Here is a 15381-nt window from a genome sequence, read left to right on the forward strand (position 1 = left end):
GACAGGGACAGTGTTTTCAGCTAATTTATAAAATATGTAATTTGAAACGGAAAACGGCTATGATATAATTAATTCCTAATAGGAAGGATGGTGTAGTTTGGGGTCGATTTCACTAGATAAAGATATTATATTGGATGCGGCGGAAGAGGCTATACGACGCTTTGGCCCCCATAAGGCGAATATATGTGATGCTGCCAAAGCTTTGAAGGTAAGTCATGCTGCTATCTATAGATATTTTGAAAATAAAACAGCTTTATGGAATGCTGTTACAGAGCGTTGGCTTAACCGCATCTTTGCACCATTGGAACCTATTTTGCATGAAGATCTGCCGGTTGAAAAAAAACTGCACCGCTGGCTGACATTACTGGTGCAGGGCAAACGTAAAAGCGCATTTGATGATCCTGAGATGTTTGCGAATTACACCGCGATGGCTGCCGAGGCCAGTGAAGTATTAGAAAGACATATGGAGCAGCTTGTCAGTCAGCTTGAAAGTATCATCATTCAAGGTGCAACAGAAGGAAAATTTTCAGTTGCCGAGCCTCACCAGGCGGCTAAGGCGATCTTTTTGGCGACAAGCCGCTTTCACCATCCTGCTTTTGTAAACGAATGGTATAATGATGATGTAGAGCAGAACTTTCAAACTGTCGTTGCATTACTTACAAATGGAATAAAAACTCGTTGCTAAGATAAAATAATGCTTCCAGGTTGTGGGAGCATTATTTTTTAGTTACGAGTTACAAAATATGAATATTGTAATTTATGTTCTCGGGTGTTATAATAGCATTAATTTGGCAGAAAATATTTTTAGCATGGAATAATGGGAGGGAAGAATATGAGTGATTTTATGGATCTTTGCCTGCGCCGTCAGAGTTGCCGGGCTTTTGCCGATCGTCCGCTGGAACACGAAAAGCTGGTACGCTGTGTAGAAGCGGCCCGTCTTACTCCGTCCGGCTGCAATAGCCAGCCGTGGAGCTTTGTCGTTGTGGAAAAGCCTGAGATTGTAAGCGAGGTGGCCCAATGCGCGCAACAGCTTGGCTTAAATACATACATTTCCGGCGCACAGGCTTTTTTTGTTGTGCTTGAGGAACATGCAAAGCTGATGCCACAGCTCAGGTGCATCATTGACAGTCAATATTTTGCGGCAGGCGATATAGGAGCATGTACGGCTTACCTTTGTCTCGAGGCCGAAGCGCAAGGTATCGGTACGTGCATACTGGGTATTTTCGACCGGGAAAAACTCAGCTCGTTGCTGGATATTCCACAGGATAAACAAATTCGTGCGCTTGTTGCCGCAGGATATCCGGCAGATGGAACAGTACGTCCGAAGGCGCGCAAACCGCTTGAAGATATCGTCCGGTTTGTGTAGAGGTCATTGATAAAAACAGGATCATTTCCTGGGTCCGGCCCGGATAACAAAAGGTAATAAGGGCATGGGAAACATGATTTATAAAAATACCGTCTAAGCTCCCTGTCAATGGAGTTTAGACGGTATTTTACTTAGCAGCCTGTTTACATATTATTTTTTATTGCCTGCCAGGATTATTGGAACGGCCAACTAAATAATCAAGAGATATATCGAAGTAATCCGCAATTGCAATTAAGGAAGGGAGCGAGGGCGTATCCTGGGCGGTTTCGTAATACGAGATTTGTCGTTGACTGACATGGAGGAGATCGGCTAAGACTGCTTGACTGACTTTGTGCTTCATTCTTAATTCTTTTAATCGTTCAGCAAAAATAATCACATGAATACCACCTTTAGTACTTGACTTTTAGAAGTTTTACTTCTAAAATATAACAAGAAGTAAAACTTCTAACGACGTGACATATCTCGTTAACCTAAATAAATAAGCTTCCACACATGATCTGGCGTGGAAGTTGCGTGGGGCGCGCCGCAACTCATAAGCAGCGCGGAGAACTGAATTTTGGCTATAAAGATACTATTTTATTATAGCGTAGGCCTGCGATAACTTCAATGTACTGCATTCAGACCTATTGGCCGTGCAAGCCGTTCCCGCGGGAATCGTAAAGCACGGGTGAGCCGGTGTGTACCGGGAAGTCAGCAATGGCTCCAACGTTACATAAGGGGGATACAGGTGCAAGTCTTTTTTAATTATGCTCCGTTGACACCAGTCATATCAGGCAGGATAGAGATAGAAGATTATTTTTCGGACAGGGCTTTGAACCGGAAGTGGATACGGATATTGCCGTATGCAGGTGTCAGGGAGCAGGCAGAGTTGCTATGATGATGAAACAGGCACCTAAAGAGTACCATCAACGGGAACGGGAGCTGTACGACAAAATTCGTGAAGCATCTGACGATTTTTCCCGGCTGAATAAAGCAGGTCTGGATACGACGGAGGCTTTCCGGCGGCTGGAGACGGCGTTGGTGGAGTTTGAGTCATTCAGATATATGCTAGGCAAGCGAGTCAGTAAGAATAGAAAAACACCCGCAATCTACTTTTAGGTAGAATGTGGGTGTTTTTATCCTGATAGAAAGTATAACTTTCTATCAGGATAAGGGCAACATCGGCTTCTGCTTTCGCCAAAGGCTCGGCGCAAGCCGTGTTTACTTTATTATACATTAATGTACTGCAGAATCAATCACTATCGTCATCATCGTCATCGAGCATTTCATTCTTCATTTTCTTCATAGGACTAAATCCAAAGAAACCAGGGCGTCCAAAGCCACCGGAGCCAAAACCACCGTAGCCGCCGAAGCCGCCGAAGCCTCCACCATCATGCTCTCTGCAGCGAGGGCACATGGGATGCATGTGGGGTTCATATTCGCAGCCGCATTTGGAACAAATTTTTACCAGTACACGACAGCATACTTCATATACTTTATATTTTTCATTGAATTTGCCGATGCATTTTGGTGGTCTACAAGCATGCTGCATAGGTCCTTCATTAAAGTGATCCACTAACACAACCTCCTTTACGTTACTCTAGTACATTATATGTAAATTCTCTTGTTATGCTACAAAATAGAGTGGTTATGTTACAGAATTTTGCAACTGCGCTAACTGCCATCAGTTTCGATGTCGATAATAGCGCGACATTGCAGCCGGATATTCGCCAACCTTGTCAGGCATAATAGATTAAGGGGAGATATTTTGTTTGACAGGATTATTGACATGTTAAGCAGCCTGGGATTGCCAGGGATTTTTGCCGGGGTTTTTCTGGAAGCAATAGGACTGCCTTTTCCGGGCAGTGTGCTGGTAGCTTTGGCGGGCTTTTTAGCGAAACAAGGGGAATTTAGTATTGTTACGGCCTGGCTGGTAGCTTTATCAGGTTATCTTTTGGGTTCGCTTACTGCCTTTCTGCTGGGGCGGTATTTTGGCGGGGCTTTTCTGGAGCAATGGGGGAGGTATATTAGACTAACCCCGGAACGTATTGACAAAGCGTTAGAGCTTTTGCAAAGGTCAGCCCCGGCTTATATTATCATCGGCCGTTTTCTGCCGACGATAGGTAATATAACTCCTTATGTCGCCGGCATCAGCGGTATTTCTACCGTCCAATTTCTCATCTACGATATGATACACGCCCTTATCTGGCTGACCGTTTTTTTAGGCGCCGGGGCGGCGCTGGGCGACAACTGGCATAGTTGGGTAAATAACCCGCGGTTTATATGGGTAGCCGTGGGAGGCAGTGTATTAATTTTGGTTTATGTGCTTAGAGATTGGCTTCCCGTACGCAGTAAAGGCAGGATGTAATACCCGGAGAAAAAGGATAGAGCAGTTTTAAAGCCGCTATCGTGCCAACAGGCAAGGTAGCGGCTTTGTAAATGAAACTACTATTTTTTTGTGGACTGCAATGAGCAGAGGCTAGTTTGCGCCGCCATGAATTCTGCAGAATACTCCTCTTGCCATTGCGCCGTTATCAGGTTTTTAAATTAAACAATTGAAATAAATACGGTTAAGTCTTACTATAAGCTTGTAGGGTGAGAACGGAATTTTCTGGTTGACCGCCAGAAAATATAGCTTGTGATAGTTAGTCGAAATTTAGTAGCGTAGGAGGCAATCCTGATGAAAGTAACGGTAGTTGTCGACAATTCAGTGCCTATTAGTGCCAAGAAGCCTTTTCTGGGGGAGCATGGCTTATCCCTGTTACTCGAATTAGACTCGTATAAGCTGCTGCTTGATGCGGGCCAATCATCCGCTGTTGTCCATAACCTGAGTCTCTTGGGCGTCCACCCGCATGAACTGGATGCTATTGCAATTAGTCACGGGCATTATGACCATACCGGCGGTTTGCCGCATATTCTCCGGCACCGGTGTAAACCGATATCCATTTATGCCCATAGGCTGATCTTTGGCAAGCGGTATGCAGTCACCGGCGGTGAACGGGCGTATATAGGCGTACCCTTTACAAAGGAGGATAGCATTTGCCTGGGGGCCAGGTGGCAGTTAACGGATGAGCCGCTGAAGATAGTCCCCAAGCTATGGTTTAGCGGCAGCATGCCCCGCATAACTACATTCGAGCAGGGCGATACCAGGCTGGTTATCTGTGATGAAGCCGGCTGTGACTGCCAGGATAGTATTCCTGACGATACGGCTCTTTACTATGCGAGTGACAAAGGCTTAGTGGTTATAAGCGGCTGCAGCCATTCGGGACTGGTCAACACCGTGCAGCGAGGTTTGGCAATAACCGGACAAAACCGGCTGGCCGGCTGGATTGGCGGAACTCATTTGGGACCGGTTTCACAGTCTCAGCAAGAGACCACGCTGGCAACCCTGGAACAATATTCACCCGACTTTATTGCGGCCAACCATTGTACCGGCTTTGCGATGATGGCCGCATTGCAAAGCCGTTTCGGGAAGAAATTTGTCCAGGCTGCAGTTGGGACTGCTATAGAATTTTAAGGGTGTTTTAACAGGTGTGAAAAAAGACAATACTAAGTTGACCTGGTATTGTCTTTAACTGAAACACCGGTAACATATAGCTTTTATTCAATATTACCAAGGGGGCTTTACAGGTGCTGAGCTTTCGACGGCTGATAATCGGAAAACCTCTAAAAACAGAAGAAGCCGCTCACGAGAAATTGCCTAAATGGAAGGCGCTGTCGATTTTTTCTTCCGATGCTTTGTCTTCAATAGGGTATGGCCCGGAGCAAATCATTCTTACTTTAGCCATTCCGGGGATGCTGATTTACGGGTATTTCAGCTACGCTACCCTGGCGGTAATCGCCCTGCTGGCAGTCGTCACGCTGTCTTATACGCAGGTAGCCAGAGCCAATCCCGGCGGCGGCGGTTCTTATTCCATTGCGCTGCACAATTTGGGTGAACTGCCTGCACTTATCGCCGCAGCCGCACTGGTCGCGGATTATGTGCTTACCGTTGCGGTAAGTATATCTTCAGGAACAGAGGCGCTGGTTTCAGCTTTCCCGTTTCTTATCGGGCGGGAAGTGACTATCGACATAATAGTCCTGTTTCTGGTACTGACAATTGTTAATTTAAGGGGAGTCAGGGAATCCTCCAATGTGTTTGTTTGGCCTACGTACTTTTTTATTTTCGGCATAGTATGCATGATTGGCGCCGGCGTATATAAGGCGCTTACTGAAGCAGCGCCTATTATACCGGCGGAATCGGTAGTAATGCAGCAGGCCGACTGGTTTATTACACTGATTGTTATGCGCGCTTTTGCCAATGGCTGCAGCTCTATGACCGGCATAGAGGCGATCTCCAACGGTGTGCCGATGTTTCAGGAACCCAGTGTGAACAATGCTATCAGGACTACTTACGTAATGTCGGCTCTGTTAGGCAGCATGATTTTCGGCATCTCCTTTTTGTTTTTGCATTATCATCTTCTGCCCCAGGAAAACGTAACCATGCTGTCTCAGCTGGCTGAGAATGTTTTCGGCAGGAACTGGGCTTACTATTACATTCAAATAGCCACCATGCTGATTTTATATTTGGCAGCCAATACGGCCTATAACGGTCTGCCGCCGCTTTTATCCATAATGGCGCGGGATTTGTATGTTCCCCGTTATCTGGGCGAGAAAGGGGAACGGTTGGGGTATAGCAAGGGGATATTGTTATTAAGCCTGATATCGGCCGCATTAATTATTGTTTTTAACGGCAATGTTGAGCATCTGATTTCACTTTATGCGATTGGCGTGTTTCTTTCTTTTACAATTGCCCAGTCCAGCCTGGTGGTAAAATGGGTAAGAGAAAAAGGACCGAACTGGATTGGCCGCTCAGTCCTTAATGGCTTTGGCGCCTGTATCACCGGTATTGTTGTAATTGTCATTGCAGTAACTAAATTTATCCATGGGGCATGGATTGTTCTTATATTTATCCCGGCTATGATTTATATTTTTAAAACCATCCACAGGCACTACATCACTACGGGTCAGCAATTACGCGCTTCCACCGCTGATTTTATGGAGCAGCTTGACATTCACCAGCCGAGAAATCTTATCATAGTCCCGATATCCGGCATAACCAAAGTGGTGGCTGCTTCCCTCAGGTATTCAAAGGCTATCGGCGGCGACATCATCGCCCTCTATATCTATTCGGAGGAGGAGGAGCGGCAGAAGTTTGAGGAAAAGTGGAAAGCCTTAAACCTGGAAGGCGTTACCTTGCATGTTCTTTATTCTCCCTACCGGTCTATCGTCCAGCCTATTTTGGGTTATGTAAGCGAGCTTGAAATGCAAAAGACTATCTACAATTATATTACCATTGTCATACCGGAGTTCGAACCGGCCAAGTTATGGCACCGCCTGCTTCACAACCAGACCGGGTGGATATTAAGAACATTGCTGATCCTGCGTGAAAATGTTATTGTATCGACTCTGCCTTATCATTTTAAAAAGTAATTTCCCCAAACGCCTGGGGCTAATTTGATTACACAAAACAGAAGCCCTGTCTGTGGAATTCTTAATGAATTTAACAGGCAGGGCTTCTGTTTCATACTGCTGGCAGAGTCAAGGAAGTGTAAGGGGAGCAGGGTATATGTAAGTTTTAGTGAAGAAACACGGTCCCTGTCCCCGCGTTTTTCCCGCTTTTTTTTAATGATCTTAGAATTTTTTTCCTGTATTTTAAGTTTATTAAAACAAATATGACATATATTTTAATTTATTAATAGATGCACTAAGAGGGGCGGAGAAAAAAGTGAAAAAAAAGTCTATATTTTTAGCGGTTATATTTCTTGTTCTAATGTCATCAGGCGGGATATGCGCAGTGCCAGACCCGAGTGCGGGAATTGGAGATATCCAGTTTGGCTATAACTATTATGACTTAAGCAAAACGACAGGCGGGGCTGAACAAGGAAACAAAGGATTTAATGAATTATTTGGCAGTTTTGGTATCGGATTTGGCTATGGAGTTTTTATAAACCAAATCCAGGCAGGGGGAGAATCTTATACCGATGTCGGCTTAAAAACCGTGCCATTACTGCCTAATATATCACTAATGCTAGGACAGCGGCGTCTGCATTCAGATAACGCAGACAGTGACAGCAACTTCTTTGGCGGAGTCTCAGTTAAACAAGATCTTGCCGCCGGCGTTGGGATATATGCATCCTATCAAAAAGGAACGCATTTTTATGACAAGGCTTTGGGCCTTACCTATGACTTAGAGAATAATGTTAATGTGAATTTAGGCTGGAGAAAATTCAATGATCCTAATGGTACAATTTTTGAGGGATTTGGTAGTGGTGTCTATTTTAAATTTTAACAAGACGGCATGTTAGCGTGGTTGGATCAATAAGAATCCTAATGCCAAGGAAAGGGCGGGAGACAAATGAAAAAAAGTGCTGTATTGTCTTTGTTAGTGGCATTTATCTTGCTTTGCCTTACAAATTATGTATTAGCGAATCCATTGCGTTTTGAAGGCAAGCCGGATCAAGCGACTGCGGAACAATATACCGGATATTTTGTTTGGCAGGATAAAGACGGGTTTCATGTATGGGCCGGGTCATCTGAACAAGAACATGTATTTACCGGTGTTATTCGCACAGATGGCTTTTTTGACAATGTTTTTATGAACATAGTTGGAAAAGATGATTATGCAAAAGTCGAGAAAAAACGTCAATATTTAAAATTTCAGATGACTACATCCGGAAAAGTGTCAGGGATTGATTTTAATATCAGCAACGGCACATTTGCCAAGCTGGAATTATTGATGGACGGAGAGAATACCTCATCCAGCAACATCTATATTGGCAAAGAGGGATGGCATCCGGAAAGCCACAAATTCATTCTTTTCCAAGGCTGCTACAAGGTCGGAAAAAGTGACGGACGAAAGGCAGTTATGATGGACGACAGTTTCCTGTGGCGTCCGGGATCACCGCATTTTCCTCACTTTGGAACCGGACCGCATGCCCCCTATTGGTAAGATGGAAGTAATTGCATTAAATCCGCCCTGGCAAATCCGGGGCGGATTTAATTTTTTATTACCTAAATTTTGAGGTAGTTCAAATAAAGCTTTCCGATTTATTTATTAGACTGGGTTCGATACATGCGCGGAGGGGGGGATTTTTAATACTCTGTTCAGACAAAGTAACAATACCTAAATAATATAGAAAAGGAGTGAAGCATAATGCTTTTGTCTTTAAGGCTAAATGCAGGCTTTTTGTCTACATCTTCCAAGGAAAATAATATTAACGATATAGAAACGCAAACAGCAACCAGGGAGCTTTGCATAGAAAACAATGCCAGTAAGGCGAATTTCGGAGAAAATGTTGTTGTACTGGATTTGTCTGAACGTGCCAGTAAATTATCAAACAAGCCTGTGATTGCACTTGCCAATTCCGGAACAGGCAGTATGACAATATTAAAAACAGCTACTGATTCTTTAAATACGATTCAGTCACTATTACAATACGCAAAAAAGCTAGCCAAACAGGCGATTCAAACCGAAAACTCTTCTGACAGACAAGCTCTCCAGACAGAATTAACAAGTGTTGCCCAAAAAATTGACGAAGTCAGTAAATCCGCGAAGTATCAAAATATAAACCTTTTTGCAGATTCAAATGAACTAAGTGCCAATGATAAAAAAATTATTCAGTGCTTAAAAAGCGGATGGTTAGAAGAAGCTGAAAAAGTGGTAGCCGATCGCTACGGGCTAAGTGCAGACGGAGCAAAGCTAAGGTTAGTCTTAGATGAAACACCACAAGATTATTTGGCTGCAATAGAATATCATTATGGACCTGACGGAAAAGCAACCGGTCAGATTCTGCGTATTGCCGTTGATACCGCATTGCCGGCGAGTTTACCGGATGGCGGAAGAAAACCTTATTATGATGATCGCGTTTTAGTGCATGAAATGGTGCATGCGATTATGGGGCGCACGATGAATTTTACCAGTTTGCCTAACTGGTTTAAAGAAGGAACTGCTGAATTTATTCATGGCGCTAATGAAAGGGTTGCTACCGATTTAGCACGTAACGGGGGAGGAATTGAAGGCGCAACGGCAATTCAAAATGCTTTAGGTAATGGAACTGATGAAACTTGGGTTGGAAGTAGTTTGCAATATTCGAGCTCGGCAATGGCTGTGCGTTACTTGCATGAGCAGATTCAAGCTGCGGGATACAGTGGTGGAATAAAGGACTTAATGACTGATCTGAAAAATAACCCTACAGAAAATCTTGATCAGGCTCTGAGCCATGTTTCGAATTATGCCAATACCCAGGAGTTTGTCGCTGATTTTGTTACGAAGGGCAATGGCGCAGTCTTCATTCATAAAATTGAACAATCTTGCGAATTTACCAAAACTTTGTTAGGTGGAGATACCGGCGGAATAGGCGGGGCATTTGTGGACGGCGGGCCTGTACAAACGGCAGAGTCTGTAGTTCCGGATATTTATTATCCTAGTGAACAGCCGCTAAAACATTTTAATATTATCTGGCCGGCCCAGGATAGCCAGGCTAAAACATCAATTACGTTAGCGAGCACCCGAAATGGAACGTTGAGTTATTCACGCTTTAAAATTGACGGCAACATATTGAACTTGAACAAGGTGGATTTAGTAAATGCACCTGAAACCGCGATGGATATTTTAAATAATGCTGCTTCATATGTCTCCAAAGGAGAAATTTATCTCAATTCTTTACTCGGTACTATGCAGAACATAGCCGCTGCAGAAATCCTATCAACCATAAAAAATAATACTGCCGGTAGCAGTCAGCTTCTTGCGATGCGTAGTATGCAAAATCCCACGAGAGTTTTATATTTGCTGGGGGACAATTATCTTTTACAGGACGGATAATACCTGTTAACAAAGTTACTGTTTATATTGGTATGCCGGGAAAGAGCAGAGCCATAGCTAAATGAAATTATAGCTATGGCTTTCTGTTCATGTCTTTGGCAGAAGGCTATTATGTAAGTACACTAGGGCTTACTTGAGGTAACAATAAAAAGTGCAAAAAGCATGATAGAGCAATGGATAAATTGAGCACTAAAGAGTATGAGGACTCATAAGGGGCAGCCGGCAATAAGGGACAACGGGTCAAAGGGCGTTAAGGCTTGAGCAAGTGGAAGCCTTAAACGCCTTTAAGTGCCGGCCTGTTAGGCGGTTTCATTCACAGTACAGTATGCCTTCCCCATCTTCTTGCAAGTAATAACCGATACCACGTACGGTTTTAATATTGGAGACATCTAGTTTTTTGCGAAGAAGATGCACATATGTATCAATGCTTGCAAAGCTGCTGTCGGAATTATAGCCCCAAACTTTTGCCATAATAGATTCTCGGGTTACTACCTGGCCGCAATTGAGCATCAGCAGCTCTAAAAGCAACAGTTCTTTGGTAGTAAGGTGGATTTTTCTTTCTCCTTTTCCTTTAGTCACCAGATTATGAAACGGGTCTAAAGTTAGCCCGGCCGCATTAATTAGGGGTTCTAAGGACCGGGTGGTTTTTCGCCGGATAAGAACGCGCAATCTTGCCAGCAACTCATTTGTAGCAAAGGGTTTTATTAAATAATCATCGGCGCCGGCATACAGACCTTCCGCTCTCTCATGAGGGCTATCCCTAGCTGTTAGAAATAAAATGGGGGTATCGATTCCTTGCTCGCGAATTTCTTTTAATACAGATAAACCATCCTGATAAGGAAGCATGCGATCTAGGATAATAATGTCGTAAACCTCCAGGGATGCCAGTTCAGAGCCTGCCTTACCATCAATAGCAGTGTCTACTACATAGCCTGATTTTTTTAATAAATGGGTCAATGAATCCAAGAGTCTTAGATTATCTTCAACTAATAACAACTTCATGTGAAACCTTCTTTGATACATCCGTGTTCGTATTATTCATCCGTGCTTTCTAGTCCCCCGCTGTCAAAAATCGGACTCGGAAGTCTAGATAATTTCTATACGCGTTACATTATTAGCTGCGCAATATTTTAATAATTTATTAATATTAAGTTGCGATAATAGAGGTATGATTTGTAGAGTATACCAAATAATTAGGATACTATTCCGTTAATAAAGAATTTACCGATTCTATATCCTGCAAATACATTGTTTGCACTACTGCAATAATTTTGTGGGGGATCGTATAATCCTTAAAACAATCGCCATTGGGTGTATTATAAAAAAATCTTACGGTAATTGCTTTTTTAGTATCCATTAGTGACTTGGTTACTGCAACCGGCAGAATCCAAATAAACTGTATGCTGCCGTCACTGTTGACAGTGGAGCGGGAGGTTGCCGTCAATTGCCAGGTTTCATCATCAATAGTAAGCTTGATTGTCGGACGGATGGCTATGACAGCCTCTTCGGCCGTATAGTACTGTAAAGTTAACTTTTTGACAGCTTCATTACTGCCTTTTTCATAGACCGAACTGAATATGGTTGTGATCTTATAATGGTTATTCAGATCAAAGATACTGGATGATTTGGTATCGGTAACGGTATATGTCCGCCGTCCTGTATACTCTTCATAACTTTTAATATTAGCCGCAAAAGTTACTGAAGCAAAAAGAAGTAAAATTAAGGCTAACAAGATACCTTTTCTTTTCATAGCAACCGTCCTTGAGAGTAAATACTATTTATTAAATCTTGTCAAAACTAGCTTTCTCTAAAGCCGACAGCCTATCCCAAGGCCTATCCCTTTACTAGTGCCATGATGTTCTACTATACGATAGTTTACATTCATGAACACAGAATCGTTTAATTCGCTTGTAAAGCCCAGTTGTAATTCCTGCAGGCTCTTACCGAAGAGAGCAATCGCATAACCGGCAAAGTCTTCATTTATGGGAGCTCTTACAGCAGCACCTATATATGTTGTTGAACCGGAGCTATAGTCCCTGTTGCCAATGATCAATTTAGGAATAGTTTCCGAATTGACGTTGTCGGAAAAGTCTATTTGTCCATAACAGTCAACGTCTCCATCGATATACTGTATTCCTATACTGAGATTATTGGTCACTTTGTCCTCAAGATAGTAAGCGTTTGTGACATTTCCGCCGACGATACCTACTGTCATTTGTTGTTTCTCCAAAGTGTTGATTGGCGCTGCCAGGGCATTGCCGACAGTAAGTAGGAGCAACAATGCAAGTAGCAACATAACCTTTTTCATAAAGAATCCTCCTCTAGTTTTAAAATAGCTTTATTTTTTATCACCACTCAATATGAGCGGGTGATCTGCCAGCAGCTTCCCAGCGATTTTCTGAATTTTCAATGGCTAGTGACTTCATATAAAGATGAATGGTATTATCATCTCCTGCCATTGTAATTACCAATTCAGTTTGCTTATCTGACCAGATGACACGAGTGCAGTATTGATTTTCTTCTATTGATTTTGGACGTCCGAATTTTTTGTGTGTTACATTTATTAATTGAGCGAATTTATCGCTTCCCGCAGTATAAGCAGTTATGGCTTTGAATTTGTCGCGCCAGAAAATATAGGTAACAGCGGTAAACTTTATTCCGCCAATGATATTATCATCATACAAACGTTTGTATGACGTTTCGTTCTTTCCAAGAAACTTGTTTTCTATAGCTGACGATGTGTCTTGCATACTGCTTTTTTCTCCGAAGTCTTCCAGGGCTTGTCCCCAGACTAGACCTCTGAAACTATGTGGTAATGGCGTTGCTGCATTCGCGCTTGTAATTAAACATAACAGCGATAGGACAGCAAAGGCTAAGGAATATAGAGTAAGCTTCATGATAGTGTTCTCCTGCCCATAATAAATTAAAAACGGTAGACTATTCCTCCGTAAGGAACTTTTACAGTAATGACTTCCGGAGCTAAATCTTTATATCTTAAGTCGCTGTAATTTAATTTAAGTTCAGTATTGGGAGTGAGACTGTAGCCAATAGCGACCGAGTAGGCGGTAATGCCGGGGCCGGCTGACATACTGGTATAGGCTCGGGTATTGGAGCCTATATAAACAGTGCCCTGAACTCCTGCAATGATGTCAGTACGTGAATAATTACCCACAAGCTCAGTCTGAGAAGATCCTATCATAAATGAAAGACCTTTATGTTCGGATTTAAGTATATTTATCTGGGTTGATTTTATTCGGCGGCCACCGTTATCTGCTTCCGCGTCATGATAGACATATTGTCCGGCAAATCCGGACCCTAAACCGGCAGTAAAGATATAGCTGGTGTATAACTGGTCTATAGTACTGTGATTATCGGGAATGCCGAGATGCAGGTCTATGGAGAAGGTTCCTGCAGAGTAGTCATCCAATGCCGGGTTTGACAGACAGATTGCAGAGGGGATGCTAAATATTATGAATAGCAAACTGAGAATTTTCTTTATCATAGATCCGCCTCACAATACGCATGATTATTAAAGTCTAAGTAGGTATTAAATGCACGATGCTAGCACATATGGTTAGTTCAGTTAACCTGTCTGGGGTTTAGTTTTGATTTAGAGGCTCTGCCTTTACTGCAAATCTCTCTGTTATTGCTGCGCAAAAAAGCTATAAAATATTTTAATTCTTCACATAGAACAAGCTGTTCTTCCATTACCTCTAAAGCACGGGCAATGTTCAACCCTGACAGGTAGAGAATTTTGTAAGCTTTTTTTATGATCTGCCGTTTAGTCTCGCTTATTCCCGCACGTCTCATGCCAAGCAAATTAATGCCAAATGCCTGTGCCGGATTACCATTAACCATAATAAAGGGCGGGACATCATGGATTACTTTAGAAATACCGCCGATCATAGCATTTCTGCCGATTTTTATAAACGGATGAATTAGTGCTAGCCCACCGATAACTGCCTGACTTTCTATTTCCGCATAGGCTGCAAGCCTTACTGCGTTGGAGATTACCACTGAATCTCCGACAACACAGTGGGCGTCAATCTGACTATAAGCTGATATTAAGCAATGTGAGCCGATTTGCGTTTGCAGGCCTTTGCCAGTTGAGCCGTTTATTGTGACAAATTCGCGAATTGTGGTGTTGTCACCGATAATGACCGAATTCTCCTTAGCGTGTTGGTTGCTGAACTGTCCGGCAGCAATTGACGCATGCGGGTGAATAACGCAGTTGCGGCCAACTATTGTCCGGCCGGTAATAATTGCATGTGCTCCAATTTTAGTTCCTTCTCCGAGGACAACATCTTTGCCGATAATGGCACCGGGACCAATCACAATACCTTTTCCATTTGCGGTATTAGCAGACAGGCATGATGTTTGAAAATTCGTCGTCTCTTTCATATAACAATTACCTCAAATTCAGAAATTTTGGTTTGGTCTGTCTTAATATAGTAAAGCTAACGTTTTAATCATTTTTGCATATTCTACGTTTGAGAACGGTTTAATAAATCCGACCATATTTTTAATGTATTTATTTGGTCTTTGCTCAAATGCTGTTGCAGCTTGTTAATGGCGTTCACTTTTTTTAGCTTTTTCCTTCGTTCCTCCCAGGAGAGCTTTTTATCTGAAATAATAGACCAAATTTGCTTTTGCGACCCGATCAATGAATAAAGTACGAGCGGCTGTTGCTTTTCAGAAAGATTTAAACTCAGTAGAGACAGGGCTGAAAGGTTTCTGGTCTGTTCTTGTATTTCTAATTGATTATCAAATATGCTTTGCTGTTCTGTTGTTAATATTTTTGAGATCATTTCATTTACCTGATTTCTCCTGTTGCTTACCAGGCTTTCATATTCTAAGAGGTCTAACATGCTGGCGTTTTTTAAGTTTGGTTGATTTTTTAATATTTCTTTGGCTGCCTGGACAATCATTTCGTCAATACGTTTTCTTTGCTCTGCGGAAACATCCAACTCTACCCATAATTCTTCAGAATATAGCGTATTTTGATTGGCCAAACAAGTTGCCCAGCCAATATCTAGTGCGCCATTTAAAAGAATAATATAACTTGCAATAATTACCGTAATTTTTCTTATAACGGGCATGCGCTTATCCCTCACTTTCATGGTTTCGTCAAATTCATTACTTTTTTGATATTATTTACCAAAGGTGTATAGCA

At 42.6% G+C, this 15381-nt stretch carries 18 protein-coding genes; 9 read left to right on the top strand and 9 right to left on the bottom strand.

What is annotated here, in order from left to right; genetic code table 11:
• Positions 1–97 precede the first annotated feature (97 nt).
• A complete protein-coding gene (locus tag SATMO3_RS03760) occupies positions 98–685 on the top strand; it encodes a TetR family transcriptional regulator (RefSeq protein ID WP_371377680.1) in 588 nt (195 codons plus the stop codon).
• Positions 686–832: 147 nt separating this feature from the next.
• Complete coding sequence (locus tag SATMO3_RS03765; RefSeq protein WP_371377682.1) at positions 833–1366, top strand: nitroreductase family protein; 534 nt, start codon at positions 833–835, stop codon at positions 1364–1366.
• Positions 1367–1523: 157 nt separating this feature from the next.
• Here SATMO3_RS03765 and SATMO3_RS03770 read toward each other — a convergent pair whose 3' ends face one another.
• Positions 1524–1742, bottom strand: a complete 219-nt coding sequence (locus SATMO3_RS03770) for a helix-turn-helix domain-containing protein (protein ID WP_371377684.1) — start codon at positions 1740–1742, stop codon at positions 1524–1526.
• A gap of 497 nt (positions 1743–2239) precedes the next feature.
• Here SATMO3_RS03770 and SATMO3_RS03775 point away from each other — a divergent pair, with 497 nt between their 5' ends.
• Entirely contained in the window at positions 2240–2464 is a 225-nt protein-coding gene (locus tag SATMO3_RS03775; protein ID WP_371377686.1) for a hypothetical protein, read from the top strand.
• A gap of 133 nt (positions 2465–2597) precedes the next feature.
• Here SATMO3_RS03775 and SATMO3_RS03780 read toward each other — a convergent pair whose 3' ends face one another.
• Positions 2598–2921, bottom strand: a complete 324-nt coding sequence (locus SATMO3_RS03780; protein ID WP_371377688.1) for a hypothetical protein — start codon at positions 2919–2921, stop codon at positions 2598–2600.
• 192 nt (positions 2922–3113) lie between these two features.
• Here SATMO3_RS03780 and SATMO3_RS03785 point away from each other — a divergent pair, with 192 nt between their 5' ends.
• From SATMO3_RS03785 to SATMO3_RS03810, 6 genes are all read left to right on the top strand, one after another.
• Positions 3114–3713, top strand: a complete 600-nt coding sequence (locus SATMO3_RS03785) for a DedA family protein (protein ID WP_371377691.1) — start codon at positions 3114–3116, stop codon at positions 3711–3713.
• A 312-nt stretch (positions 3714–4025) separates the two neighbouring features.
• On the top strand, positions 4026–4862 hold the full coding sequence (locus tag SATMO3_RS03790) for an MBL fold metallo-hydrolase (protein WP_371377694.1): 837 nt from the start codon (positions 4026–4028) through the stop codon (positions 4860–4862).
• A 113-nt stretch (positions 4863–4975) separates the two neighbouring features.
• On the top strand, positions 4976–6817 hold the full coding sequence (locus SATMO3_RS03795) for an APC family permease (protein WP_371377696.1): 1842 nt from the start codon (positions 4976–4978) through the stop codon (positions 6815–6817).
• Between the two features lie 295 nt (positions 6818–7112).
• Complete coding sequence (locus SATMO3_RS03800; protein ID WP_371377699.1) at positions 7113–7676, top strand: hypothetical protein; 564 nt, start codon at positions 7113–7115, stop codon at positions 7674–7676.
• Between the two features lie 66 nt (positions 7677–7742).
• Positions 7743–8336, top strand: a complete 594-nt coding sequence (locus SATMO3_RS03805) for a hypothetical protein (RefSeq protein WP_371377702.1) — start codon at positions 7743–7745, stop codon at positions 8334–8336.
• A 204-nt stretch (positions 8337–8540) separates the two neighbouring features.
• Positions 8541–10208 carry a flagellinolysin gene (locus SATMO3_RS03810; protein ID WP_371377705.1) on the top strand — a complete coding sequence of 556 codons (1668 nt, stop codon included), beginning with the start codon at positions 8541–8543 and terminating at the stop codon, positions 10206–10208.
• Between the two features lie 309 nt (positions 10209–10517).
• Here SATMO3_RS03810 and SATMO3_RS03815 read toward each other — a convergent pair whose 3' ends face one another.
• The 7 genes from SATMO3_RS03815 to SATMO3_RS03845 all read right to left on the bottom strand — a co-directional run bounded on the left by SATMO3_RS03815 (position 10518) and on the right by SATMO3_RS03845 (position 15307).
• On the bottom strand, positions 10518–11210 hold the full coding sequence (locus tag SATMO3_RS03815) for a response regulator transcription factor (RefSeq protein WP_371377708.1): 693 nt from the start codon (positions 11208–11210) through the stop codon (positions 10518–10520).
• 199 nt (positions 11211–11409) lie between these two features.
• A complete protein-coding gene (locus SATMO3_RS03820; protein WP_371377711.1) occupies positions 11410–11958 on the bottom strand; it encodes a hypothetical protein in 549 nt (182 codons plus the stop codon).
• A 57-nt stretch (positions 11959–12015) separates the two neighbouring features.
• Positions 12016–12516, bottom strand: coding sequence for a hypothetical protein (locus tag SATMO3_RS03825; protein WP_371377714.1), 501 nt, complete (start codon positions 12514–12516; stop codon positions 12016–12018).
• Between the two features lie 40 nt (positions 12517–12556).
• Positions 12557–13105: a hypothetical protein gene (locus tag SATMO3_RS03830; RefSeq protein WP_371377717.1), complete on the bottom strand. Its 549-nt coding sequence runs from the start codon at positions 13103–13105 to the stop codon at positions 12557–12559.
• A gap of 26 nt (positions 13106–13131) precedes the next feature.
• Positions 13132–13710, bottom strand: a complete 579-nt coding sequence (locus SATMO3_RS03835) for a hypothetical protein (RefSeq protein ID WP_371377719.1) — start codon at positions 13708–13710, stop codon at positions 13132–13134.
• Between the two features lie 77 nt (positions 13711–13787).
• The gene (gene lpxA / locus SATMO3_RS03840) at positions 13788–14609 is read right to left on the bottom strand and encodes an acyl-ACP--UDP-N-acetylglucosamine O-acyltransferase (protein WP_371377722.1); all 822 of its coding nucleotides are present in this window, start codon (positions 14607–14609) and stop codon (positions 13788–13790) included.
• A gap of 83 nt (positions 14610–14692) precedes the next feature.
• The gene (locus tag SATMO3_RS03845) at positions 14693–15307 is read right to left on the bottom strand and encodes a hypothetical protein (protein WP_371377724.1); all 615 of its coding nucleotides are present in this window, start codon (positions 15305–15307) and stop codon (positions 14693–14695) included.
• Between the last annotated feature and the right edge of the window lie 74 nt (positions 15308–15381).

The organism is Sporomusa aerivorans, assembly GCF_041428895.1.
Classification (GTDB): domain Bacteria; phylum Bacillota; class Negativicutes; order Sporomusales; family Sporomusaceae; genus Sporomusa; species Sporomusa aerivorans.

What these genes read in the sequence shown, in the direction of transcription:
- lpxA (WP_371377722.1), bottom strand. Translation starts at nt 14,609, where the DNA reads ATGAAAGAGACGACGAATTTTCAAACATCATGCCTGTCTGCTAATACC.
- SATMO3_RS03830 (WP_371377717.1), bottom strand. Translation starts at nt 13,105, where the DNA reads ATGAAGCTTACTCTATATTCCTTAGCCTTTGCTGTCCTATCGCTGTTA.
- SATMO3_RS03775 (WP_371377686.1), top strand. Translation starts at nt 2,240, where the DNA reads ATGATGATGAAACAGGCACCTAAAGAGTACCATCAACGGGAACGGGAG.
- SATMO3_RS03815 (WP_371377708.1), bottom strand. Translation starts at nt 11,210, where the DNA reads ATGAAGTTGTTATTAGTTGAAGATAATCTAAGACTCTTGGATTCATTG.
- SATMO3_RS03835 (WP_371377719.1), bottom strand. Translation starts at nt 13,710, where the DNA reads ATGATAAAGAAAATTCTCAGTTTGCTATTCATAATATTTAGCATCCCC.
- SATMO3_RS03765 (WP_371377682.1), top strand. Translation starts at nt 833, where the DNA reads ATGAGTGATTTTATGGATCTTTGCCTGCGCCGTCAGAGTTGCCGGGCT.
- SATMO3_RS03805 (WP_371377702.1), top strand. Translation starts at nt 7,743, where the DNA reads ATGAAAAAAAGTGCTGTATTGTCTTTGTTAGTGGCATTTATCTTGCTT.
- SATMO3_RS03790 (WP_371377694.1), top strand. Translation starts at nt 4,026, where the DNA reads ATGAAAGTAACGGTAGTTGTCGACAATTCAGTGCCTATTAGTGCCAAG.
- SATMO3_RS03845 (WP_371377724.1), bottom strand. Translation starts at nt 15,307, where the DNA reads ATGCCCGTTATAAGAAAAATTACGGTAATTATTGCAAGTTATATTATT.
- SATMO3_RS03820 (WP_371377711.1), bottom strand. Translation starts at nt 11,958, where the DNA reads ATGAAAAGAAAAGGTATCTTGTTAGCCTTAATTTTACTTCTTTTTGCT.
- SATMO3_RS03825 (WP_371377714.1), bottom strand. Translation starts at nt 12,516, where the DNA reads ATGAAAAAGGTTATGTTGCTACTTGCATTGTTGCTCCTACTTACTGTC.
- SATMO3_RS03810 (WP_371377705.1), top strand. Translation starts at nt 8,541, where the DNA reads ATGCTTTTGTCTTTAAGGCTAAATGCAGGCTTTTTGTCTACATCTTCC.